Source organism: Pseudarthrobacter sp. AB1, from assembly GCF_014926485.1.
Lineage (GTDB): Bacteria > Actinomycetota > Actinomycetes > Actinomycetales > Micrococcaceae > Arthrobacter.
Window position 1 is genome coordinate 96,086 of sequence record NZ_PZKO01000053.1, and the last position, 23,020, is coordinate 119,105.

Annotated in this window: 24 protein-coding genes; 13 read left to right on the forward strand and 11 right to left on the reverse strand. The window is 65.2% G+C overall.

Translation table 11 applies throughout. The features are described from left to right. Positions 1–66 precede the first annotated feature (66 nt). Complete coding sequence (locus DAD99_RS13575) at positions 67–291, forward strand: DUF3188 domain-containing protein (protein WP_193341974.1); 225 nt, start codon at positions 67–69, stop codon at positions 289–291. Here DAD99_RS13575 and DAD99_RS13580 read toward each other — a convergent pair. Together DAD99_RS13580 and DAD99_RS13585 are read right to left on the reverse strand one after the other, a co-directional pair. Continuing rightward, entirely contained in the window at positions 281–1,942 is a 1,662-nt protein-coding gene (locus DAD99_RS13580; protein WP_193341975.1) for a SulP family inorganic anion transporter, read from the reverse strand. The genes DAD99_RS13575 and DAD99_RS13580 overlap by 11 nt on opposite strands. Then, positions 1,939–2,316: a metalloregulator ArsR/SmtB family transcription factor gene (locus tag DAD99_RS13585; protein ID WP_193341976.1), complete on the reverse strand. Its 378-nt coding sequence runs from the start codon at positions 2,314–2,316 to the stop codon at positions 1,939–1,941. The genes DAD99_RS13580 and DAD99_RS13585 overlap by 4 nt, the downstream gene beginning before the upstream one ends. 101 nt (positions 2,317–2,417) lie before the next feature. Between DAD99_RS13585 and DAD99_RS13590 the strand changes: the two genes are divergently transcribed. From DAD99_RS13590 to DAD99_RS13615, 6 genes are all read left to right on the forward strand, one after another. After that, positions 2,418–2,885 carry a MaoC family dehydratase N-terminal domain-containing protein gene (locus DAD99_RS13590; RefSeq protein ID WP_058931676.1) on the forward strand — a complete coding sequence of 156 codons (468 nt, stop codon included), beginning with the start codon at positions 2,418–2,420 and terminating at the stop codon, positions 2,883–2,885. Positions 2,886–2,887: 2 nt separating this feature from the next. Next, complete coding sequence (locus DAD99_RS13595) at positions 2,888–3,325, forward strand: MaoC family dehydratase (RefSeq protein WP_193341977.1); 438 nt, start codon at positions 2,888–2,890, stop codon at positions 3,323–3,325. Positions 3,326–3,329: 4 nt separating this feature from the next. Beyond that, a complete protein-coding gene (locus DAD99_RS13600) occupies positions 3,330–4,604 on the forward strand; it encodes a sugar MFS transporter (protein WP_375372236.1) in 1,275 nt (424 codons plus the stop codon). Positions 4,605–4,630: 26 nt separating this feature from the next. After that, the gene (locus DAD99_RS13605) at positions 4,631–5,698 is read left to right on the forward strand and encodes a UDP-N-acetylmuramate dehydrogenase (protein WP_193341978.1); all 1,068 of its coding nucleotides are present in this window, start codon (positions 4,631–4,633) and stop codon (positions 5,696–5,698) included. Positions 5,699–6,082: 384 nt separating this feature from the next. Further along, a complete protein-coding gene (locus DAD99_RS13610) occupies positions 6,083–7,180 on the forward strand; it encodes a winged helix DNA-binding domain-containing protein (RefSeq protein WP_193341979.1) in 1,098 nt (365 codons plus the stop codon). Between the two features lie 207 nt (positions 7,181–7,387). Then, positions 7,388–8,365 carry a type IV toxin-antitoxin system AbiEi family antitoxin domain-containing protein gene (locus DAD99_RS13615; RefSeq protein ID WP_193341980.1) on the forward strand — a complete coding sequence of 326 codons (978 nt, stop codon included), beginning with the start codon at positions 7,388–7,390 and terminating at the stop codon, positions 8,363–8,365. A gap of 90 nt (positions 8,366–8,455) precedes the next feature. On the opposite strand, the gene asd is transcribed toward DAD99_RS13615, so the two are convergent. The 8 genes from asd to DAD99_RS13655 all read right to left on the reverse strand — a co-directional run bounded on the left by asd (position 8,456) and on the right by DAD99_RS13655 (position 16,805). Beyond that, a complete protein-coding gene (gene asd, locus DAD99_RS13620; RefSeq protein ID WP_193341981.1) occupies positions 8,456–9,598 on the reverse strand; it encodes an aspartate-semialdehyde dehydrogenase in 1,143 nt (380 codons plus the stop codon). Between the two features lie 104 nt (positions 9,599–9,702). Continuing rightward, entirely contained in the window at positions 9,703–9,921 is a 219-nt protein-coding gene (locus DAD99_RS13625; RefSeq protein WP_193341982.1) for an NF038396 family protein, read from the reverse strand. Position 9,922: 1 nt separating this feature from the next. Continuing rightward, on the reverse strand, positions 9,923–10,507 hold the full coding sequence (locus tag DAD99_RS13630; RefSeq protein WP_193341983.1) for a dihydrofolate reductase: 585 nt from the start codon (positions 10,505–10,507) through the stop codon (positions 9,923–9,925). Then, positions 10,504–11,307 (reverse strand): thymidylate synthase, encoded by an 804-nt coding sequence (locus DAD99_RS13635; protein ID WP_193341984.1) that lies wholly within the window; start codon positions 11,305–11,307, stop codon positions 10,504–10,506. The genes DAD99_RS13630 and DAD99_RS13635 overlap by 4 nt, the downstream gene beginning before the upstream one ends. Before the next feature lie 215 nt (positions 11,308–11,522). Continuing rightward, a complete protein-coding gene (locus tag DAD99_RS13640; protein ID WP_193341985.1) occupies positions 11,523–12,491 on the reverse strand; it encodes an NUDIX hydrolase in 969 nt (322 codons plus the stop codon). A gap of 10 nt (positions 12,492–12,501) precedes the next feature. After that, positions 12,502–14,751, reverse strand: coding sequence for an RNA degradosome polyphosphate kinase (locus tag DAD99_RS13645; protein ID WP_193341986.1), 2,250 nt, complete (start codon positions 14,749–14,751; stop codon positions 12,502–12,504). 148 nt (positions 14,752–14,899) lie between these two features. After that, a complete protein-coding gene (mshD, locus tag DAD99_RS13650) occupies positions 14,900–15,871 on the reverse strand; it encodes a mycothiol synthase (RefSeq protein WP_193341987.1) in 972 nt (323 codons plus the stop codon). 235 nt (positions 15,872–16,106) lie between these two features. Further along, the gene (locus DAD99_RS13655; protein WP_185261250.1) at positions 16,107–16,805 is read right to left on the reverse strand and encodes a response regulator transcription factor; all 699 of its coding nucleotides are present in this window, start codon (positions 16,803–16,805) and stop codon (positions 16,107–16,109) included. 381 nt (positions 16,806–17,186) lie between these two features. On the opposite strand from DAD99_RS13655, the gene DAD99_RS13660 reads away from it, so the two are divergent. The 6 genes from DAD99_RS13660 (at position 17,187) to DAD99_RS13685 (ending at position 21,353) form a co-directional block, all read left to right on the forward strand. Further along, complete coding sequence (locus DAD99_RS13660) at positions 17,187–17,921, forward strand: permease (protein WP_227008026.1); 735 nt, start codon at positions 17,187–17,189, stop codon at positions 17,919–17,921. Between the two features lie 170 nt (positions 17,922–18,091). Beyond that, positions 18,092–18,706: an FABP family protein gene (locus tag DAD99_RS13665; RefSeq protein WP_193341988.1), complete on the forward strand. Its 615-nt coding sequence runs from the start codon at positions 18,092–18,094 to the stop codon at positions 18,704–18,706. A gap of 74 nt (positions 18,707–18,780) precedes the next feature. Continuing rightward, complete coding sequence (locus DAD99_RS13670) at positions 18,781–19,503, forward strand: flavodoxin family protein (protein ID WP_193341989.1); 723 nt, start codon at positions 18,781–18,783, stop codon at positions 19,501–19,503. A 73-nt stretch (positions 19,504–19,576) separates the two neighbouring features. Then, the gene (locus DAD99_RS13675; RefSeq protein ID WP_193341990.1) at positions 19,577–20,659 is read left to right on the forward strand and encodes a folate-binding protein YgfZ; all 1,083 of its coding nucleotides are present in this window, start codon (positions 19,577–19,579) and stop codon (positions 20,657–20,659) included. Beyond that, positions 20,659–21,096, forward strand: a complete 438-nt coding sequence (locus DAD99_RS13680; protein WP_193341991.1) for an ankyrin repeat domain-containing protein — start codon at positions 20,659–20,661, stop codon at positions 21,094–21,096. Before DAD99_RS13675 ends, DAD99_RS13680 begins: the two co-directional genes overlap by 1 nt. 50 nt (positions 21,097–21,146) lie before the next feature. After that, complete coding sequence (locus tag DAD99_RS13685) at positions 21,147–21,353, forward strand: hypothetical protein (protein WP_193342004.1); 207 nt, start codon at positions 21,147–21,149, stop codon at positions 21,351–21,353. 107 nt (positions 21,354–21,460) lie between these two features. Here DAD99_RS13685 and DAD99_RS13690 read toward each other — a convergent pair whose 3' ends face one another. Then, positions 21,461–22,900, reverse strand: a complete 1,440-nt coding sequence (locus tag DAD99_RS13690) for an IS1380 family transposase (RefSeq protein ID WP_193341992.1) — start codon at positions 22,898–22,900, stop codon at positions 21,461–21,463. Positions 22,901–23,020: the final 120 nt, after the last annotated feature.

Here is a 23,020-nt window from a genome sequence, read left to right on the forward strand (position 1 = left end):
ACTTCGCGGCGGACGTGCCGGCAGTGCAGGAACCGTTGTTCGGAACGTGCTCGGTAGACTGTCACGGTGCTCAAAGAATTCTGGGAGTCAGCGCCCACCTCGTACAAAGTCCTGGTGTTCGGCGCCATGGGCCTCATCGGCGTCGGGATCATCCTGAACCTGATCGGCAACATCTCCGGAAACCAGGGCCTGGCCATAGCTTCCCTGCCCCTGATCGGTCTCGGCCTCCTCCTGCACGTCGCCGGGATTGTGGTGCGCGGCCAGACCATCCGGAAGAACCTCAAGCGTTAGCGGCAGCGTTCCGGCGTACGTGGCTGCGGGCGTGCTCCACAGCCTCGGGCAGGGACGTGAACAGGTGCTTGTGATGCCGCAGTGAGCGGATTACGCCGACGTTGGTCACGAGCTCGAGGTGTTGGGGCTGAACACCTTTCAGCAGGACTGTCACGCCGCGCAGCTCCAGCGCGGAGATGACCTCCACCAACATGTGGGCTCCGGTGGCGTCGAGCATCCGGACCTGTGACAGGCGGATTATTGCCACCTGGATGTCCCGGACCTGGCTGATTTCCTGCAGGAGGCGTTCCGCGGCGCCGAAGAACATGGCCCCGTCCAGCCTGAAGAGCGCGATGTGCTCGTCCCCCTCATCGTGCGGTCCTGGAATCTCTTCACGCTCTACGCTGCTGAGCGTGGCGAACTTCCGCAGCGTAAAGAGGGCCGCGGCGACAAGCCCGATCTCGATGGCCACTATCAGGTCGAAGGCCACGGTAATAAGCGCCGTCAGGATGAACACAAAGGCGTCGGCCCGGGTGGAGCGCATGATGGCGGTGACCGTGTGCCGTGACACCATGCGGGTTGCCGTGACCATCAGGATCCCGGCCAGGACCGCCAGCGGGATCTTTCCTACCAGGCTGGCCGCCAGGTAGATGATGGCCAGCAGCACGAGCGCGTGAACAATCGCAGCGAGCCGGGTCTTGGCTCCGGAACGTACGTTGACCGCGGTCCGGGCGATGGCGCCTGTGGCCGGCATGCCGCCGAAGAACCCCGCCGCAACGGAGGCCAGTCCTTGCCCCATGAGTTCCCGGTCCGGACTGTACGCCCCGGAGGGCTTCCCGTCAGGGCCAACCATGCCGGCTGCCACGCGTGCGGAAAGCAGGGACTCGATGGCGGCCAGTATTGCGATGGACACCGCAGGCATGAGCAGCCCGCCCAGCACTGCCGGATCAAGGGACGGCATCGACGGTGCGGACAGGGAATGTGGCAGGGTGCCGATCCGTGGAATGTCCAGCCGCAGCAGCTCAGCCGCCACAGTGGCCAGCAGTACTGCGATTAGGCTCGCGGGCAGGGACTTGTTCACCTTCGCAAGCAGGAGCATCACGGCGGCCACACCCACCACGACGCCGAGCGTCTGAATAACCGCGGGCAAGGTGGCCTGGGAGGTGCTCTCGAAGGCGGCCAGAAGCGTGTTGTGCCCCGGGGTCCCGGCTGTACCGGTGGCGAGCGGAACCTGCTGGAGGAAGATGATGGCGGCTATTCCCAGAGTGAAACCTTCCACCACCGGCCACGGGATAAACGCCACGGCCCGGCCCAGGCCGCTGATTCCAAGGATGCATACCAGCAGTCCCGCCATAACGGACAGCAGCGCCACGCTGCCCGTGCCGTGGACTGCCACTACCGGGGCAAGGACCACCACCATGGCGCCTGTGGGGCCCGATACCTGGACAGGGGAGCCACCCATCACGGCCGCCACCAGCCCGGCCACAACGGCGGTGATGAGTCCGGCTTCGGCGCCGACGCCGGAACTGACTCCGAATGCCAGGGCCAGCGGCAGGGCCACAATCCCCACGGTGATGCCGGCCAGCAGATCCGTTTTCCAGGACGAGCGCAACCCGTCATAGTCACGGCGGGACGGCAGGAACCGGCTGAGATGCGCGAGTGCGGCACTCATGAATCGGAACCCTTCAGATGCTCGCTGGGCAGTCCCTGCGCGAGTTTGAGCTGTTCGTTGGAATCGGCCAGGCCGTCGAGGAGGAAGATCCGGGCGATGGCCAGCAATTCGGCGATCATCGGATGTGCCAGCCGGTAGGTCACGGAGTTGGCGGACCGCACTGAGGTGACCACTTTGTGCTTGCGCAGCGTGGCCAGGTGTTGGGAGAGGTGGGAGGCCTCGAGTCCGGTTTCGGCAAGCAGGTAGCTCACAGCAGCCGTTTTCTCCGGCGCGGCAGCCAACAGTTCCAGGATCCGGATCCGTGCCGGGTGGGCAAGGGCCTTGAACAGGTTGGCCTTGATCTCGTAGAGCGGAGCCTGGGCGGGAGACAACATGGGTGGCGCTCCTGATAAAACTACTTGATGGAATGATGAATTCATCATATCAAGGTGGTGCAAGGCCCTCCCGGACGCCGGGCAACGATAGGCTTGAGGCCATGACTATCAATCCGGACCTGCAGGGCCGCAGCTACCCTGCCGCAGAGGTTTACGACGTCGGCCGCGAGAAGATACGCGAGTTCGCCCGCGCGGTCAAGGCCACGCACCCAGCCCATTTCGACGTCGAGGCCGCCAAGGCCCTGGGGCACAAAGACCTGGTGGCACCACCCACGTTCGCCATCATCATCGCCCAGCGCGCCGATGCCCAACTGATCGAGGATCCGGATGCCGGCATCGATTTCTCCCGCGTGGTCCACGCGGACCAGCGCTTCATCCACCACCGCCCCATCTTTGCCGGCGACCGCCTGGTTGCCGAACTGCACGTTGACGGTGTCCGGGCCATGGGCGGCGGGGCCATGATCACCACCCGCCAGGAAATTTTCGCCCTGACCGACGGCGGCAACGGACCGCGCGAGGCAGTCGCCACCACCACGTCATCCATCCTGGTCCGCGGAGAGGGACAGTAACCATGAGCCCCAGCTTCCACGAACTCAGCGCCGGGCAGGACATCGGCAGCCGCACCGTCGAGGTCACCCGCACCGACCTGGTCAAGTACGCCGGCGCGTCCGGCGACTTCAACCCCATCCACTGGAACGAAGCCTTCGCCACCGGCGTGGAACTGCCCGGCGTCATCGCGCACGGCATGTTCACCATGGGTGCCGCCGTGCAGCTGGTGACCGACTGGGCAGGCGACCCCGCCGCCGTCGTCGATTTCCAGACCCGCTTCACCAGGCCGGTCCTGGTCACCGACACCACCGGAACCCCGGACGCCGGGGCCATCATCGAGGTCAGCGGCGCCATTGGAAAGCTCGACGCCGAGGCCGGCACCGCCCGCGTTGACCTCACCGTGGTTGCGGCGGGCCAGAAAGTGCTGATGAAGGCCCAGGCCGTCGTCAGGCTTTCATGATCCTTTGACCCTGAACACAACTGCCTCGGCCGAGGTCACGGCTTGGCGCAATGCCGTGGTGGTTGCCTACGCCGGCAGCGGATTGGCCTTCGCGTCCTGGGTATCCCGGCTTCCGGCGATCCGCGACGGGCTGGACCTGACGCCCGGCACTGTGGGCTTGCTGTTGCTGTGCATGACGCTGGGGTCGTTCGTCTCGGTGTCCGCGTCGGGGCTGATCGTGCTCCGCCTGGGTTCCAAACGGACCATCCGTGCCGGCGCCATCATGGTGGGCTGCGGCATGGCCATCGCCGGATTTGGAACATCGGTACTGGCCACCCCGGCCGCGGTGGCCGCGGGTCTTGCCGTCATCGGGTTGGGCTCCGCCAGCTGGAGTACGGCCGCCAATGTTGAGGGTGCCTCGGTGGAACGCGCGGTGGGCCGGCACATCATGCCCCGGCTCCACGGCGCGTTCAGCCTCGGCACCGTGGCAGGTGCAGGCCTTGGGGCGTGGGCCGCAGCCGCCTCCGTCCCGGTGTTTTGGCACCTGGTGTCGGCCGGCGTCGTGGTTGCCGTCTCGGTGACGACGGCGGCCGCCTGGTTCCGTTCAGATGTCACCCCGGTCGCGGGGGAGCGGAAGTATGTCCCGGACAACTTCGAGGACCCGTTCACCGGCCCGATCCCCATTGTCACCGCCGGCGCGCCGGCTGACGGTTCCGGGGCCCCGCTGGACAACAAACGCAAGATCGCGGAGGCCTGGCGCGACCGGCGCACCCTGCTGCTCGGAGTCATGGTATTGGGGCTTGCCCTGGCCGAAGGTGCGGCAGGGGACTGGGTGGCCTTGGCCCTCGCCGACGGGCACGGCCAGACCGACGCTGCCGGCGCCGCGGGCTACGGGTTCTTCGTGACGTTCATGACCATCGGACGCTTCGCCGGCACGGTGGTCCTGGACCGCTTCGGCCGCGTCCCGGTGATGCGCTGGTGCGCCGCGCTGGCAGTGTTCGGGCTCGGCGTGTTTGTGTTCGCCCCCGTTCCGTGGATCGCCTTTGTGGCCTTGGCCATCTGGGGACTCGGCGCCTCACTGGGGTTCCCGGTGGGTATGTCCGCCGCCGCCGACGATCCCGCCAAGGCCGCGGCCCGCGTTTCCGTGGTCTCCACCATCGGCTACGGTGCCTTTCTGTGCGGGCCGCCGCTCTTGGGGCTGCTGGCCGAACACGTGGGCATCCTGCACTCGCTGCTGGCCGTGATGGTGATGCTGGTGGCCACCTTCTTCCTGTCACCGGTGGCCCGGAAACTTTCATAGCGTTCCCCCTAAGTTAGGGTGGATAGGTGACTTCCACCCTGCTTTCTGCCCTGACCACGGCCGCCGTCGGAGGCCCCGCCGGCAAGTACATTGAGGCCACAAGCGAGGCGGAGATCATCGACGCCGTCCGCACGGCGGACGCTGCGGGGGAGCAGGTCCTCATCATCGGCGGCGGCTCCAACCTCCTGATTTCCGACGACGGTTTCCCCGGCACCGTGGTCAGGATCGCCTCGCAGGGGTTCACCGTCAACGCCGAGGATTCCTGCGGCGGCGTGGCAGTGGTGGTCCAGGCCGGCCACAATTGGGATGCCCTGGTGGAACACGCCGTGCTGCATGCCTGGTCCGGCGTTGAAGCGCTGTCCGGTATCCCGGGCGCCACGGGCGCCACGCCGGTGCAAAACGTCGGGGCCTACGGATCTGACGTCTCCCAGACCATCGCGGCGGTACGCACCTGGGACCGGAGCCGGAACTCGGTGAAGACCTTCACAAACTCCGAGTTGAAGTTCGGGTACCGCGATTCCATCCTGAAGCAGACCACTGTCGAGGGCTCACCCCGCTACGTGGTGCTGACCGTGGAATTCCAGCTTCCGCTGGGCCGGATGAGCGCGCCCATCCGCTACGCCGAACTGGCCCGCTCACTCGGCGTGGAGGCAGGCAAACGGGCTTACTCCAACGATGTCCGCCGGGAAGTCCTGCGGTTGCGTGCCTCCAAGGGCATGGTGCTCGACCCGGCCGACCGGGACACTTATTCCACCGGTTCGTTCTTCACCAACCCGATAGTCCCCGTGGACGTGGCGGCAACGCTGCCGGAGTCCGCGCCGCAGTACCCCGCCGGGGCGGACGGGCTGGTGAAGCTGTCCGCCGCGTGGCTGATCGACCAGGCAGGGTTTGGCAAGGGCTATGGCCTGGAGGGGGTCAGCGCCTCCGGCGGGCGGGCGTCACTGTCCACGAAACACACGCTGGCCATCACCAACCGTGGCTCCGCCAGCGCCACGGACATGCTGGCCATCGCGCGCGAGGTGCGCGCCGGCGTCGTCGAACGTTTTGGCATTGAACTTCACCCGGAACCGCTGCTCATTGGCCTGGCGCTCTAGCGTCAGCCTGCCAGCGAGGACACAGGCCACCAAACCGATCGTGGCGGTGGCGTGGGCGAGGATCCAGAGCAGCCGGCCGCTGACGGGATTGATCTTCCAGTCGCGCAAAATGCGGACCTTGCCGCGGCCCACCCTGATGCCGGGAAAGAGTACGGCGTACCCTCCGCCCAGCGACAGGAACAGGGAAGGCAATAAGAGTTCCAGGGGTGCCCCGCCGCCTCCCCCGGGCTGGAATCCAATGGCCGGGGCCAGGCCGATGGCCACGCCGGCCAGGACCGAGATGCTCCCCGCCAGCAGCCATATCTGTGTTCCGCGCGCGAACAAGTGCCACAAACTCCCCAAAGTCATGGTTACACCTATCGGGCAAGGTCCTACGATGAGGACATGGCCGTGAACCGCGTGAGCCCCAAGGTGATGGGCAGGTTGCGCCTTGCCTCTCAAGGACTCATCGGCCCCGGACGTGGCTCGGTTGAGGATGCGGTCCGCTGGATGACGGCCACGCAGGCGCAGGACCTGCAGGCCGCGCTCTGGGCCATCGGCCTCCGCGTTCCGGGTGCAGGGTTGAGTGACGTCCGGGCAGCCCTGGACAGTGGCAGCGTGGTCCGGTCCTGGCCGATGCGCGGCACGCTGCACTTCGTGGCTCCCGAGGATCTGCGCTGGATGCTGGGCCTGACCACCGAGCGTCTCAGCCGCATCCTTGCCGGCCGGCACCGGGAACTGGACATCACGTGGGCGGACATCGAGAAATGCCGCGACGTAGCCCTGGAGCGGATCGCGGCCGGCGGTCCCGTGAGCCGGACCGAAGCCTTTGACGTGTTTGAGGCAGCCGGGCAGCCCACCACCGGTCAGCGCGGGATCCATATCCTGGGGACATTGTGTCGGCACGGATGGTTGGTCCAAGGACTATTGGCCGGGAACCAGCAGCTGCTGGTGGCCTTCGATGACTGGATCCCGGTGTCTCGGGACCTTGAACAGCGGGAAGCGATCGCTGAGTTCATGCTGCGTTACTTCCGCAGCCACGGCCCTGCCAGCGTCCGCGACTTCGCGTGGTGGACGCAGATTCCCCTGACCGACGTGCGGGTGGCGTTTGAGCTCGTCAGCGGGCAGCTGGTGGAGCTTGAATTCGGGGGTGCCAGCTATTGGATGTCACCGGAGACTGCGTCAATGCTCGACGACGGTGTGCGCGGACAGCGGTCTGTCCTCCTGCTGGCGGGCTTCGACGAGTTTGTGCTGGGCTACCAGGACCGCAGCCTCGTCTTGGCGCCGGAGCACGCCAACAAGATCGTCCCGGGCGGCAACGGAGTATTCAAGAAGACAGTCGTGGCAGGGGGAGAAGTGATCGGCACGTGGGCGCGCGCCGGCAGGACCCGGAGCGCCGCCGTCGTGCCTGAACTCTTTGACGAGACCCGGCCACTGGGACCCGCTGGTCAGGCGGCTTTCGAGAAGGCGGCCGAACTATACCGCGCGTTCCTGGACAGCTGACACGCAAAGGCGGCCGCCGACGCCAAGACGGCTCTGCCCAACACGAGCTGCCCTGCCCCGCAAAAGCGGTGCGGGGCAGCACCGTTCCTGCGGGGCAGGGCAGCGAATGATGCCGGAAGCCTCGGATGCGGATATTTCTGTCGGGGGTTGTCCACATAACGTGGCTGCAATCTACCCGGGCCACTGCTGGTCCGAGAACCTTGGACCATGAATGGCAACCAAATCCGTGTGCTCCTGGATGGGCGCTGGCCAGCCTTCCCCATTGCTTCCACCCAACAGTTGGACGCGGCCGGGCTGGACGAGCGGGTCCTGACGGCGGCGGTCCGCGCCGGAATTCTCGTGCGCCTTCGACGCGGCGCCTACGTCCGCAGTGCTGACTGGAAGGGTGCGGAGCCATGGACCAAGGATGCTCTACGGATACAGGCGCACTTCCTGTCCACCGGCGGGGCCAGTCGCTACAGCCATATCAGTGCTGCCAGACTGCACGAGTGTCACGTCTGGGATGCCGGGCCCATGGTCCACGTCACTACGGACTACGCCAATTCGACGAAAAGCACCGGAACGGACGTCCGCACCCACCGGATGGACCTGCAACCCATAGATATGACAACGCTGTGGAGCATGGATGGCAAAGAGATTCTGACTACCGGCATTGAAAGGACCGTCCTGGACTGCGCCCGGATGATGCCTCTGGAGCAGGCCGCCGTGATCGGCGACCACGCGCTGCGCAAGGGAGCCAGGATAGACAGTATGCGCCAACTGCTGGCCGGAAGCCCGCTCAAACGCGGGAACCGGCGGGCGCTGGATCTGCTGGCTGCCCTGGACGGGAGGTCGGAATCGGTGGGCGAGACGCGCACCAGGCTGTTGCTGAGGTCATTCGGTTTGAACATGTTCATTCCACAGGTCGAAATTCAGACACCGAGTGGACAATTCCGGGCAGACTTCGCGGATCCGGTAACCCGCATCCTGATTGAGTTTGATGGGAGCGGAAAATATACCGACTACAGACCGACGGAGGAAGTGCTGCTCGCCGAGCGTCGCCGGGAGAACGCCCTGATCGAAGAAGGCTGGCTGGTTCTTCGACTTGAATGGAGACACCTGGCGTACCCGGCCGAAGTGCGGCGCCGGCTGTTGGTCATGATGGACCGGTCCAGGATCTTGCGTGCGTCAGGTCTGACCGGCTGAGCGCAAGGACGGCACTGCCCCGCAAGAGCGGTGCGGCACCGTTCCTGCGGGGCAGGGCCGTTCAAATCGCGAGGGAGGGGGGGCTCCGGGCTACAGGTTCCCGGTGGCGATGTTGAGCATGCGGCGCAGCGGCTCGGCGGCGCCCCAGAGCAGCTGGTCACCGACGGTAAAGGCGCTGATGTATTCCGGGCCCATTTCCATCTTGCGGATGCGGCCCACGGGGATGTCCAGTGTGCCGGACGCGGCCACGGGGGTCAGGCCTGCCATGGAGTCTTCCTTGGTGTTCGGGATGACCTTGGCCCACTCGTTGTCTTCCGAGAGGAGCTTCTCGATCTCGGCCACGGACAGGTCCTCGCGGAGCTTGAGCGTCAGCGCCTGCGAGTGCGACCGCATGGCGCCGATCCGGATGCACAGGCCGTCCATGATGATCCGGTTTTCGTCCGACGTGCCCAGGATCTTGTTGGTCTCAACCCCGGCCTTCCACTCTTCCTTCGACTGGCCGTTGCCCAGGTCCGCATCGATCCACGGGATCAGGGAACCGGCCAGCGGCACGCCGAACTGGGTGGCGTCGATGTCGGTGCGCTGGTGGGCCAGGACCTTGCGGTCAATTTCCAGGATGGCGGACGCCGGGTCGTCCAGTTCGGAGCTGACCTCGGCGTTGAGCGTGCCGAACTGGCTGAGCAGCTCGCGCATGTGCCGGGCGCCGCCGCCGGAGGCCGCCTGGTAGGTCATGGAGGTGCCCCATTCGACGAGGCCGTTCTTGAACAGCCCGCCGAGGCCCATAAGCATGCAGGACACAGTACAGTTGCCGCCGATGAAGTCCTTGGTGCCGTTGACCAGGCTCTTGTCGATGACGTCGCGGTTGATCGGGTCCAGCACGATGATCGAGTCGTCGTTCATGCGCAGCGTGGAGGCGGCGTCGATCCAGAGGCCGTCCCAGCCGCGGCTGCGCAGCTCGGTGTGCACGCGTTTGGTGTAGTCCCCGCCCTGGGCGGTGACAATAATGGGCAGCTTAGCCAGCGTGTCGACGTCGAACGCGTCCTCAAGCTTGCCGGCCGCGCCGGTGGCAGCACCGGCAATTGACGGGGCGGCACCTCCCGCGTTTGACGTGGAGAAGAACACCGGGTTGATGTTGGCGAAGTCGCCCTCGTCCTGCATACGCTGCATCAGGACGGAGCCGACCATGCCGCGCCATCCGACCAGGCCGACGGAGGGGGTAGCTGCTGTAGTCATTCGTACAGTTTAGACGCCGGAACGGGTCAGGCGCAGTCGGTTACGTCATACCCCGTGATACCCCGTGGGGACGGCGTGCGACGACGTGCGGCATGAAACTGAGGTCAGCCGCGGTTGGTTTCCGCCTGCATCGCGGCTTTGCGGAGCCGCAAGGCGTAGAAGGCGCCGAAGGCGAACACCTGCGTGACCACCACCAGCACGATGGCCCCGGCGATCTTGTTGCCGCCCAGGATCATGGTCAGGCCAACGATCGCAGACAGCAGCGCGAACAGCGGCAGCAGCATGTATCCCAGTACGAACAGTGTTTCGGGTTTCTTCAACATCTCAGCCCTGCGTCCTCATCCATTTGGTAAACCTGTAGCGTGTTCCGTTGGCTGCTGTCAGCCACCCGTCCGGCGGGACGGACGCCGCCGCCTCCCAGGTTTCATCGAGCTCGGGAGCGAACGTGTCGCCGTCCGCCTCCACATCGATGGTGGTGACCACCGCGACGTTGGCGAGTTGGGTGGACTGGCGGAAGACTTCGCCGCCGCCCAGGATCCACACTGTCTCGCCGCCGTCGACGAACTGAGACTCCAGGAGGGCGTCATCCAGGGAAGGGACCACGACGGCGCCCTCCGCCTCAGGCGAATCGCCCCAGTTTTTCTGCCGCGTGATCACAATGTTCGTCCGGCCCGGCAGGGGACGGTACTTGTCCGGGAAGGACAGCCACGTCTTGCGGCCCATGATCACCGGGTGCCCCATGGTGAGGCGGTTGAAGTGCTTCAGGTCTTCGGGCAGGTGCCAGGGCATGTCGCCGTTTTTGCCGATCACGCCGCCGGACGTCTGCGCCCACACCAAGCCGACGCCGGTCACGGAACCGGCAAGCTTCTGCGCGAAGGACTGGGGGTCTGCTGCGTTTCCGGTACTCATACGGCGATCGGGGCCTTGATCGTGGGGTGGTGCTGGTAACCCACCACCTCGAAGTCCTCGAGCGTGTAATCGAAGATCGACGCCGGCTTCCGGGTGATCAACAGCAGCGGGTAGTCATACGGTTCCCGGTCCAGCTGCTTCAGGACCTGGTCCATGTGGTTCTCGTAGATGTGGACGTCGCCGCCGGTCCATACAAACTCGCCGGGCTCCAGCCCCACCTGCTGCGCAATCATGCAGGTGAGCAGAGCGTAGGAGGCGATGTTGAAGGGCACGCCCAGGAACATGTCCGCCGAGCGCTGGTAGAGCTGGCAGGACAGTTTGCCGTCGGCCACATAGAACTGGAAGAACGCGTGGCACGGAGGCAGCGCCATATCCTTGAGCTCGGAGACGTTCCACGCGGACACGATGTGCCGGCGTGAATCCGGGTTGGTTTTGAGGTTCTCCACGAGCTCGGCGATCTGATCAATATGGCCGCCGTCAGGGGTGGGCCAGCTGCGCCACTGGACGCCGTACACGGGACCCAGTTCGCCTTCCGCGTCAGCCCACTCGTTCCAGATGCTCACGCCCTGATCCTGCATCCACTTTAGGTTCGATTCGCCGCGCAGGAACCACAACAGCTCCACCGCCACGGACTTGAAATGCACGCGTTTGGTGGTGACCAGCGGGAAGCTCCGGCCAAGGTCAAAGCGCAATTGACGGCCGAAAACACTGGTGGTTCCGGTGCCCGTGCGGTCGGATTTGTGCGTGCCATGGGCCAGGACGTCACGCAGGAGGTCTTCATAAGGCGTCGGGATGCTCACGGCTAAAGTCTACCGGGCGCTCCTCCCGCGGCCGCCGCCGACATCGCCAGGAAGCCGACGAACGTCATGTATGCCATGAGGGCCACCGCCGGGATCCACATGACGGCTGGCCCGGTCAGTCCCAGCCAACCCGGCAGGCTCAAGCAGCAGAACAAAGCGGCCAAGCCCGTGGCCAGCCCGGCGATGATGCCCCGGCCGGCCTGGTGCGGAAAATCTTAGTCGTCGAAGGGTTTGAATTGCTCCACGGCCACGATGCGCTGCTTGTTGCCGACGGCCACGTGGCACACCACCATCTCGCCCGGGGACAGATAAGGGTCCGAGTCCGGCAGGAGCGTGCGCAGACGGCCCGGCATGTGCTTGCCCAGCTGCGCCAGGACTGTGGGCAGTGCGGGACGGTGCGTGCAGACGGCGACGGGCTGTGCCTTCTCCAGCAGCGACTCGATGATGCCAGCGGTTTTTTTGGGTGTCCGGGCGTGCTTATGTTCTGTCAGCGCATCCACCAGTTTGACCTTGGCCCCCGTTGCTTTCAGGTACGGCGCGACGGTTGACACGCAGCGCTGCCAGGGACTTGTCACCACGCGCGGCGGCTTCCAGGCCTGCAGCAGCCGGCCCACGGCCTGCGCCTGCCTGATTCCCGTCGCGGCGAGGGGCCGTTCACCCTCGGCTTTGGACCAGGACGAGCGCGGCTTGGCCTTTGCATGCCGCACCACAATCAGCGGCCACGTGTTGAGGTCACCACGGTCATGCGCGGCCCGCAGATACTCGAGGGGAACGACGTCGGACGGGTTGGTCAGCAGACCGGCAGCCGTTTCGGGGGCGCACCACACCACGCGGTCCACCTCCTTGCCGTCGGGAACGAGGCGGGCACCGTTGACGTGGACCGCCCAGTAGTGGACCACTTTCAACCCGGACGCCACGTGGTAGTGGATGGGCGGCAGCGGGATGCCCAGGGGCGCGGCAAGCCCGATTTCCTCTTGCACCTCACGCGCCGCGCATTCGGGAATGGTCTCGCCGGGGTCGAGCTTGCCCTTGGGCCAGGACCAGTCGTCATACCGCGGACGGTGGATCAGCAGGACTTCAAGACCGTCCGAGTTGATCCGCCAGGGCAGCGCCCCGGCCGCAACGACGGCAACTGCCTCGCCGGGATGGTCTGTCTGGTCTGCTACGAGGATGTCGCTCGCCAACGCCGTAGCCCTACCGCCGGCTCAGGCTGCGCTGGCGGGTGCGCGAGGCCAGCAGCCAGGACTGGATGTCGTCGAGGGGGCTGCCGTCGTCGGCAGTGTGGTGACGGTTCCACATGCCCGCGTTATCCAGGTGCCAGCTGGCTGTTTCCGGGTCCATGTAGCGCCGCAGCAGGTCAAGGACGTAGCCGATGTCGTCAGGATTGGACAGCTGGACCAGGGCCTCGACCCTGCGGTCCAGGTTTCGGTGCATCATGTCGGCCGAGCCGATGTACACCACGGGATCGCCGCCGTTGGCGAAGGCGAAAACCCGTGAGTGTTCCAGGAAGCGGCCCAGCACCGAGCGCACGGTGATGTTGTCGCTGAGGCCCGGGACGCCGGGACGCAGCGAGCAAATGCCGCGCACAATGACGTCCACCATCACGCCGGCCTGGGAGGCGCGGTACAGGGAATCGATGATGGCTTCGTCCACCATGGAGTTGACCTTGATCTGCACCCTGGCGGCCAGCCCGGCGCGGGCGTTGCGGATCTCGGTCTCGATGCGGTCAATCAGCCCCGAGCGGACGGAGCGGGGAGCAACCAGGAGCCGCTTGAACGTGGACTTCGGCGCGTAGCCGGAGAGCTGGTTGAACAGCTTGGAAAGGTCCTCGCCCACCTGGTCATTGGCGGTCAGCAGGCCAAGGTCCTCGTAGTAGCGGGCCGTGCGGGGGTGGTAGTTGCCGGTGCCGATGTGGCAGTAGCGGCGCAGCCCGTCCACTTCCTGGCGAACCACCAGCGACAGCTTGCAGTGGGTTTTCAGGCCCACGATGCCGTAGACCACGTGGACGCCCGCCTGTTCCAGCTTCCGGGCCCAGGAGATGTTGGCCTGCTCATCGAACCTGGCCTTGATCTCCACGAGGGCCAGCACCTGCTTGCCGGCCTCGGCTGCGTCGATCAGGGCGTCAACGATGGGGGAGTCGCCCGAAGTCCGGTACAGGGTCTGCTTGATGGCCTGGACCTTGGGGTCCGCGGCCGCCTGTTCCAGAAACGCCTGCACCGAGGTGGAGAAGGAATCGTACGGGTGGTGGAGCAGGATGTCGCGGCGGCGCATGGCCGAGAAAACGTTGGCGGCCTTGGACGTTTCGGACTCGTTCAGGAACCGGGACGTGTGCGGCAGCTGCTTGGGGTAATGAAGGTCGGCACGGTCAATTCCGGCAATGACGGACAGCCCGCGGAGGTCCAACGGAGCCGGCAGCGAGTACACCTCGGACTCTTCCACGCCGAGCTCACGGATGAGCAGGGCCCGGATGTTCGGGTTGATGTCGTGGGTGACCTCAAGACGTACGGGAGGGCCGAACCGGCGGCGCAGCAGTTCCTTCTCCAGCGCCTGCAGGAGGTTCTCGGCGTCGTCCTCTTCCACCTCAAGGTCTTCATTGCGGGTGACGCGGAAAATGTGGTGTTCCAGGACTTCCATGCCGGCGAAGAGCTTGTCCAAGTGGACGGCGATGACTTCCTCAAGCGCAATAAAACGCGCCACGCGTCCCGCGACAGCTCCGGCCCGCGGACCGTCGATGGAGATCAGGCGGGGAAGCTGGTCCGGAACCTTGAGGCGGGCGAAGAGCTCCTTGTCGCTCACAGGGTTGCGAACCACCACGGCCAGGTTCAGGGACAGCCCCGAAATGTAGGGGAACGGGTGCGCCGGGTCCACAGCCAGAGGCGTCAGGATGGGGAAGACCTTTTCGGCGAACATGGCGCTGAGCTGCTGCTTGGCGGCGTCGTCCAGTTCGTCCCAGTGCATCAGGTGGATGTGCTCGTAGGCCAAGGCGGGGCGGATCTGTTCGGCGTAGACCTGCGCATGGCGCTGCTGGAGGCGGTGGGCTTCGTCGCCGATCTTCTCCAGGACCTCCACCGGGCTAAGTCCGGCAGGGGAGGGCACGGCGAGGTTGGTGGCGATCCGCCGCTTCAGGCCTGCCACGCGGACCATAAAGAACTCGTCCAGGTTGGACGCGAAGATGGACAGGAAAGCCACACGTTCCAGGAGGTGGAGCGCGGGATCTTCGGCGAGTTCCAGGACGCGGGAGTTGAATGCCAGCCAGCTGAGCTCGCGGTCCAGGAACCGGTCCGGCCGGATGTCCCCTTCGGGCACAGGGTTTGGCGCAAATTCGGGGATGTCGATCCGGTCCTGCGTTGCACGCGAGGCAGGGACTTCAGACGAGCCGAAGCGCGCGCGCACCGGCACCGAAGCGCCTTCGGACGTGACTGTTCCGGCGGGTTCCGGTTTCATGGTCTCTCCTCTTACCTGGCGCTTGATGCTGGCCCTCGGCCGGCGCGGTTCTCTACCAACCTTACAATCAATCAGCATCCACGAGCCCTGGATTTGGGCTTATCCGAAGCTGTTAGTCACACGAGTGGGCTAACTCACCCGGGCTCCCCTAAACGGCGGTCAGCGGGCCGTACATCACGTCCATGTCCCAGCGGGTGAAGCCCAAGCCCCGGTAGAGGGAAACGGCCGCAGTGTTGTCGGCATCCGTATAAAGCATCACGGCGTGAAGCCCCAGGTCCTGCAGATGCCTGATGCCTGCCACTGTGAGCGCTTTGCCCAGGCCCATACCCTGCGCGGCCGGTGTGACGCCCACCGCATAGACCTCGCCGATCGCCGGATGGGCGCCGTGGCGCGGATGCACCTTGGTCCAGTGGAATCCCAACAGCCGGTCCGCGGCGTCCACCGCCAGCAGGAAGCCGGCGGGATCAAACCAGTCCTCGGCCAGCCGGGCATCCAGGTCCGCGCGGGACATAGAGCCCTGCTCGGGGTGGTGGGCAAAGGCGGCGCGGTTCGCAGCCAGCCAACCGTCCTCGTCCTTGCCCGGCACGAAGGCGCGGAGCGTGACGCCGTCCGGGAGGCCGACGTCGGGCAGTTCCGCAGTGGCGGTAGTCAGCCTCATCTTCCAGAGTTCGCGGACCGGACCGTAGCCGTAGCGGGCGGCGAGGTCCGCTGCCGCCTCGTGGTTGCCATGGGACCAGGCCTTCAGGCCGTCCAGGCCGCGCCCTGACTTCAGTGCGCCCACAAGGCGGTCCGCCACGCCCTGGTTGCGGTAGCTCGGATGGACGGCAATTTCCAGCACGCCGCTGCCGTCCGCTTCCGCCACAACAACCGCAAACCCTGCCAGGTCCTGACCGGAGGACGGATCGGAATCTTCGTCCGGCGCGTAGAGCGCAAGGGTCAGGAGGGAACGCTCCGCAGAGTCCCCGGCGCGGAGCGTCACCACCGTTTGTTCAGACAGCGAGGGGTTTCCGTCAGACTCCTCGGCAGCTGCCAGGAGCGTCACGCAGTCCTTCAGCAGTTCTTCCTCCACGCCGCCGTGGACAACAAGGACAGGCCATTTTTCCGGGTGCGCAGGACTCATGAGGCTAGGCTATACGCCCCGGCGGGAAGGCGCTCCGATTTGATGGCCCCGGGGCTGGCACGTATAGTCGTTATCTCACCCGCCGGTTACGGCGGGAACGAGGGGGATCCACCAGTGGGGTGGCCTCGATACGTTCGACCCGTATGTCCTCCACCAACAAGGCTTCACAAATACACGAACAGCCCCGGACTACTTGTCCGGGGCTGTTCCTGCCTGAAGATGCTGTTGAACGGTGTCAGGCTTCTGTCAGTTCGTCTTCCTGCTGCCGCACCAGGGTCAGGCGGTAGCCGACGTTCCGGACCGTGCTGATCAGGTTTTCGTGGTCGGCGCCAAGCTTGGCACGCAGCCGACGGACGTGGACATCCACGGTGCGCGTGCCGCCATAGTAGTCATAGCCCCACACCTCGGTGAGCAGCTGCTGGCGGGTGAAGACGCGGCCGGGGTGCTGGGCGAGGTATTTGAGGAGTTCGAATTCCTTGAACGTCAGGTTCAGGGGCGCTCCGTTGACGCGCGCCGTGTAGCTCGCTTCATCGATGACCACACCCGCCGCGCGGATCTCCGTGGGGGCGTCATCCTTGTCCGGCACAGCCCGCGCCACGGAAAGCCTGATGCGGGCTTCCACTTCGGCCGGACCTGCTGATTCGAGCACGATGTCATCCACGGCCCAGGCCGAGGAAACGGCGGCCATGCCGCCCTCTGTCAGGATCAGGACCAAGGGTGCGCTCAGGCCGGTGGCCTTCAGTAACTGCGTGAGGGAGCGGGCGCCAACCAAGTCCTTGCGGGCGTCCAGGAGCACGATGTCGCAGGGATCTGTCTCCAGCAGGGCGGTGGGTTCCGCGGCGAGGATGTGCACGCGGTGATTCAGCAATTCCAGGGCAGGCAGGATGTCTACCGATGAACCGGTGCTGTTCGTCAATAGCAGGATGTGCGACATTGTTCCTCCAAGGGGCGTCCGCGCATCTTCGGGCGACTGAACCGGGTTTTCACCGGCCGGTACTATCTGACTGCAGCGAAGTTGGCCGACTAAGGATCTATCCGGACGGCATCCGTTGCAGGAAGCGTAGCTGAACCTTGAGTATACCCATCAGCCCGCGCGACGGCACGGATTCGGGCCCGGCAAGCTTTCGTTTTGCGACATATCCGGGTCATATAAGGCAGGATTGAGCCGTGGGGCAGAACGCCCTGACGCGGCAGGCAGAGCCGCCGGATCCACAGCCAGAATGGGATGCCACGAATTGAGTGCAGAGTCGAAGCCGCCGCGAACCGGCCGGCCGGGTCCCCGGTGACCGCCGAGGTGCAGGCCCCGGCAAAATCACTGGGCTCGTGGGTCATCGGTGTTGTCGGAGTGGCGGGTCTCGTGGCAATCATCGCCGGCGTGTACGTCTCCCGCGAGGCACTTATCGGCGTCGCCGTGGTGATCGCCATGGCGGTCGGCATCGGCTGGCCCCACTTCCTCCGCATCCCCGCGAAGAAGACCCTGGCAGCCGTCATTGCGCTGCCCGGCGTCGGATCTGCCCTCGCTGCCGGTTTCGTCCCCGCACCGGGCTTCCTGGACTGGACGCCCGCATTCATGGCGCTGGGCATGATGGCCGTGTTCATAGTGCAGCTCATCCGAGGCACCGGCCAGGCCCAACGGCTTGAATCCACCCTTGGCTGCTGCGCCGGTGTGCTCCTCTCATGCCTGGGTGCAGGCTGGATTGCCGGCGCGCGCTTCAACGGCGTGCGGGAGATGCTCCTCGTGGCTGCCATCAGCGCCGCCGTGGCACTGCTGGCCGGCCTGATCCGATGGCCGGACAGCATCGTGGCACCCCTCGGCGTCGTGATGGCAGGACTTGCCGGGCCGCTGGCAGGCCTGGTGTTTTCCGACATTGCAGTTGTGCCCGCGGCGATCTTCGGCGTTGTGGTGGGCGCCGTACTGGTCAGCTTCCGCCGCCTCGTAACACTCCGCGGCGGTCCGCTGAATCTTTTGGCTGCGGTTAGCATGGGGCTTGCACCGGTTTCGGCCGTGGGCTCCCTGGCTTACTTCATAGACAAACTACTCATCTACTAACCGGTTAGGATGGCATCATGTCCGTACTTGCATTTGAAATCTTCTTCCTCGTCCTGCTCGGCATCGCCAGCCTGTCCATGGCCTGGTTCGCCGGCTTTGTGGTTTACCGCCTCTTCAAAGGCCAGAAGTAAACCAGTTCAACGAGCTAGCATTTTCCTGAGGTAATTGCCGTGCCGATAGAAATTCCTACAGACCTGACACCGGAACTTGTTCCGCTTTCCTGGCTCATTGGTGAGTGGGAAGGCAGCGGCCGGCTCGGCAGCGGGGACGAGGATTCGGAGCACTTCGTCCAGCATGTGTCCTTCACGCATAACGGCCTGCCGTATCTGCAGTACCGCGCGGAAAGCTGGTTAACTGACGACGACGGCACACGCCTGCGGCCGCTGACTGTTGAGACCGGCTTTTGGGCGCTGGAACGCAAACAGCTTGATGCCGACGGCGGACCGGGCCTGATTCCGGCCGATATTGTTCCCGCACTCAAGAGCGCCGATGAAGTCGAAGCGCTGCGCAACAAAGACGGCGGGTTCGATATCTCGGTGTCCATCTCACATCCCGGCGGGATCTCTGAGCTCTACTTCGGGCAGATCAAAGGCCCGCAGATCCAGCTCACCACCGACATGGTGATGCGCGGCAGCCACTCCAAGGACTACAGCGCGGCCACCCGGATCTTCGGCCTCGTGGACGGCAACTTGCTCTGGCGCTGGGACGTGGCCCCTGGCGGAACATCACAGCCCGGCAAGGGTCTCGAGGCGCACGCCTCGGCTTTCCTGAAAAAGGTTTCCTGACACCCCGCCGCGTCACCGATTCTCAGTAGACTTGGCGTCCTGGGCTTCACCCACGAGTGAATCAAGGGAGCGTCATGGCCACACCGAAGGACTCCACGGATTACAGCGACCTGAAGGCTGTGTTCTTCAACGGGACACTCAAACGGTCGCCGGAGACCAGCAACACCGAAGGCCTGATCAACGTCAGCCGCCTCATCATGGAGAAGCAGGGCGTCACCACCCGTGTGATCAGGACTGTCGATCACGACATCGCCAGCGGTGTCTACCCCGACATGACCGAGCACGGCTGGCCGTCCGATGAGTGGCCGGAACTGTACCCGTCTGTTGAAGAAGCCGACATTGTGGTGGTTGCCGGTCCCATCTGGCTCGGCGACAACTCCTCACAGACCAAGAAGCTCATCGAACGGCTGTACGCCCACTCCGGGCAGCTCAATAGCAAGGGCCAGTGGGCGTTCTACCCCAAGGTGGGAGGCTGCCTGATCACCGGCAACGAGGATGGCATCAAGCACTGTTCCATGAACGTGCTGTACAGCCTGCAGCATGTCGGCTTCACCATCCCGCCGCAGGCCGACGCCGGCTGGATCGGCCCGGTGGGTCCGGGCCCGAGCTACCTGGATGAAGGCTCCGGCGGCCCCGAATCCGACTTCACCAACCGCAACACCACCTTTATGACTTGGAACCTGTTGCATTTCGCCCGGATGCTCAAGGACGCCGGCGGGATTCCCGCGTACGGCAATCTTCCTGAAGAATGGAAAGCAGGAACCCGCTTCGACTTCGAGAACCCCGAATACCGCTGACGCGGAGCGGGTGGGTAGCGGGTCCCGCTGCCCGAGACCGGAATACCTACTCACCTAAGGACGTTCCTCCAGTATGACTACTCCCAGCCCCCTACTGTCGCGCCCCGGCGCCGTCGAGGCCACCGGCGCGGACGCCGGCGTTGCATCCCACTACGGTGAGCCGCTGCGTGAGCAGCGCGCCCTCGCAGCCGGTACCGCCGTCGTCGACCTCTCCCACCGCGGCGTGGTGACCGTCAGCGGTCCGGACCGGCTGACCTGGCTGAACACCCTCTCGTCCCAACAGGTCACCGGCCTGCAGCCGGGGGAGTCAAGCGAGCTGCTGTTGCTGAGTGTCCAGGGACGGATTGAGTTTGACGCCCGCGTAGTGGACGACGGCGGGACCACGTGGCTGATTCTTGAGGCCGCCGAGGCTGCACCGCTGGCTGAGTGGCTGAACAAAATGAAGTTCATGCTGCGAGTCGAGATCACCGACGTCTCCGCCAACTGGGCCGTGCTCGGGTCCACCAAAACTGTGGAGGAGTGGTCCGGACTGCTGGCGTGGCGGGATCCGTGGCCGCATGTCGGCACCGGCGGCTACTCCTACGCCGTGGTCCCGGAAGAAGGACACCCCGGGCTGGAGCGGCCCTGGATCGAGTACCTGGTGCCGGCCGCCGGACTCGAGGATACTTTGGCGGACCGCCCACTCGCCGGTGTTATGGCGGCCGAAGCCCTCCGCATTGCTGCGTGGCGCCCCAGGCTGGGGGCGGAAACCGACGACAAAACCATTCCGCACGAACTGGACCTGCTCCGCACCGCCGTGCACCTCTCCAAGGGCTGCTACAAGGGCCAGGAGACCATCGCCCGCGTGCACAACCTGGGCCATCCGCCGCGGCGCCTGGTGTTCCTGCAGCTGGACGGGTCGCAGCACACCATGCCAGCTCCCGGCAGCCAGGTGATGCTCGGCGAGCGGAAGGTCGGGACAGTGACGTCCGTTGCCCAGCACTACGAAATGGGTCCGGTGGCGTTGGCCGTCATCAAGCGGTCCGTAGCACCGGATGAAATGCTGACCGTGCTGGACGGCGAGGAGCCTTACATCGCTGCCCAGGAAGTAATTGTTGCTCCCGACGCCGGCCAGGTAGTGGGGCGCCAGACTGGATTCCTGAGAGGGACCCGCTGATGACCGAGAACACCGCACCCGACGCCGCTTCACCCAGCGACGCCAAAGCCGATGCCTCAACGCCCGACGACGAGGCCGTGGCGTTGGCGCACCGGCTCTTCCAGGCTGCCCGGGATGGGGACACCGGGCTCCTGCGCGGCTATTTGGACGCCGGCGCCCCGGGTACTATGACCAACGCTGCCGGCGATTCCCTGCTGATGCTGGCCGCGTACCACGGCCACACGGAGACTGTGCAGCTGATCCTTGAGCACGGCGGTGAGGCCAATACGGCCAACGACCGCGGCCAGACCCCTTTGGCCGGGGCAGCATTCAAGGGGTTCACGGACGTGTCCCGGGTGTTGCTGGAGGCCGGTGCAGATCCCGACGCCGGCAGCCCATCCGCCCGGGCCGCCGCGCAGATGTTCGCACGCACGGACATCCTCGATCTGCTGGGGTAGCGTTTCCACAGTGAGTCACGGCCGGCCGCCAACGTAATCAAAGGAACCGCATGGAAGCCGGAGCCAGGCCTTGGTTGGCTTTGTGGTCGCTGGTGGTGGGGTTCTTTATGATCCTGATAGACGCCACCATCGTGTTCGTGGCTAACCCCAGTATCGGAAAGGCGCTCGACGCCGATATCACGGCCGTCGCCTGGCCCGGATTTTTCATGATGCTCGGGTTGGCCGTCGGGTTCCGGTTTGATTCTGGTTCGGGCTGATTTTCTGGTTTTGGGTGTGCTGGCAGGGCCTGGTGTCGCTGGTTGGGCGTCGGGTTCCACGTCTCCGATGGGTCGTGCTGGTGGTTGAAGGGCTGGCCGAGTGGTTCTCAGGCCAGAAGCCGGTCCTGTTGTCGGAGGCTGTTTTTCAGCTCGGTTATAGCGGCCAGGAGCGTGGTGATCGTTTCGGTTTCCGGTGCTTTGTCAGGGATCAGCAGCCGTGTCCGCCGGGCACGGGTGATGAGTTTCCCGGCGGTGGCGAAGAGCCTGTACCGCCACCGTTTCATGTCCCATCCCCGGGCTTTGTGCCCGGTGGGTAGCGCGGCCAACTGCAGCCAGGACACCAGGTTCATGGCCAGTACGGCGATGTTGGCCCAGGCCTGGTTGGCGTGAAAGTCGAAGAACGGCAGCTTCCCGAGCCCGGTGGTCTTCAGGGTTTTGATCCGGTTCTCACATCGTCCCCGGGCCCTGTGCCGGGCATCAAGGGCCGGCCCGTGCCAACACGGTGAGTTCGTCAAGAATGCCGTGACTCTGTGCCCGTCCGTATCCAGCAGGGTCGGTTGCGCTCCGGGGTGCAGGGGCTCGGCACGCAGGTACAGGTTCGTGCCGGGCGGGTAGTCGCTGAGCCCGAGGACGTCGGTGGCGTTAACGACCCACGCGTCCGTGCGTTCGTTGCCGTCCTGGTCCAGTGCCGGCTGCCAATACTGCTTGTCGTTGATCCACGCGACCATGCGGGCCTTCATCACCGGGACCGGGTAGGAGACACTGAACTGGACCCCTAATGATGCGAGGTAGTGCAGGAATTTCCGGGACGCCCCGGCACTGTCGGTACGGACCAGCACCTTCTCCCCGATCAGCTTTCCGTCCTGGTCGTAGAACGCGTCGGGGAGCTGTGCGATGGCCTGGGTGAAGACCTTGATGTGGTCCTCGGCGCTGTTGGCCCCGGAATTGCCCGGACGCAGGAGCGCTGCCAGGGCCTCACCGGTCCCGTTGCCCGTCCCGTAGTCAACACTGGCGACGAAGGGAGCGAAACCAAACCCGCCCTTGTACGTGCCGACGGCCTGTTCCTTGTCACTGTGGGAGGTGACGAGGGTGGCATCGAGGTCGATGATCAGCGGGTCAAGCGCTGTGGCCTTCAGAGCAGGGTTCCGGTCCCCGGCAGCTTCCCACGCCCGCGAACGTAATTCCCGCGTCAAGGTGGCAAAGCCGTAGCTGAAGAGATCCGGGTTGGTCACGGTCCGCTCAAAGAACCGCGAGATCGTCGCGTTCGAAGCAACCTTCCCGAAGACCCCGGCCCCGGTCCGCAGGATGTCCAGATCGGAGACGTGTTCCCCGCCGCCGGCAAGCATTACAGCCAACGAGCCCAGGATCGTCCCGGGCCGGTGCCAGGCGCCGGAGGGGACGAACTGGCCCAAACGGTCTTCGCATAGGTCCCTGAATCCGAGCGCGTCAACAAAAGACGTCACCACGTTCAGCCCGGCATGGGAGACCAGCGACTGCTCCGTCGTGGCAACAGGAAGGGACGGGAAAACTCCGGTAATCTTGGACATCAGAAAGGTGCTTCTTTCAGCCGGTGGATCAGTGCGTCGACAACACTATTTTCCCAGCTCAGAAGCACCTTTCGTCGCTTTAACACACCCCGCGGGCGACAGCCTCATGAAAACCCCGGG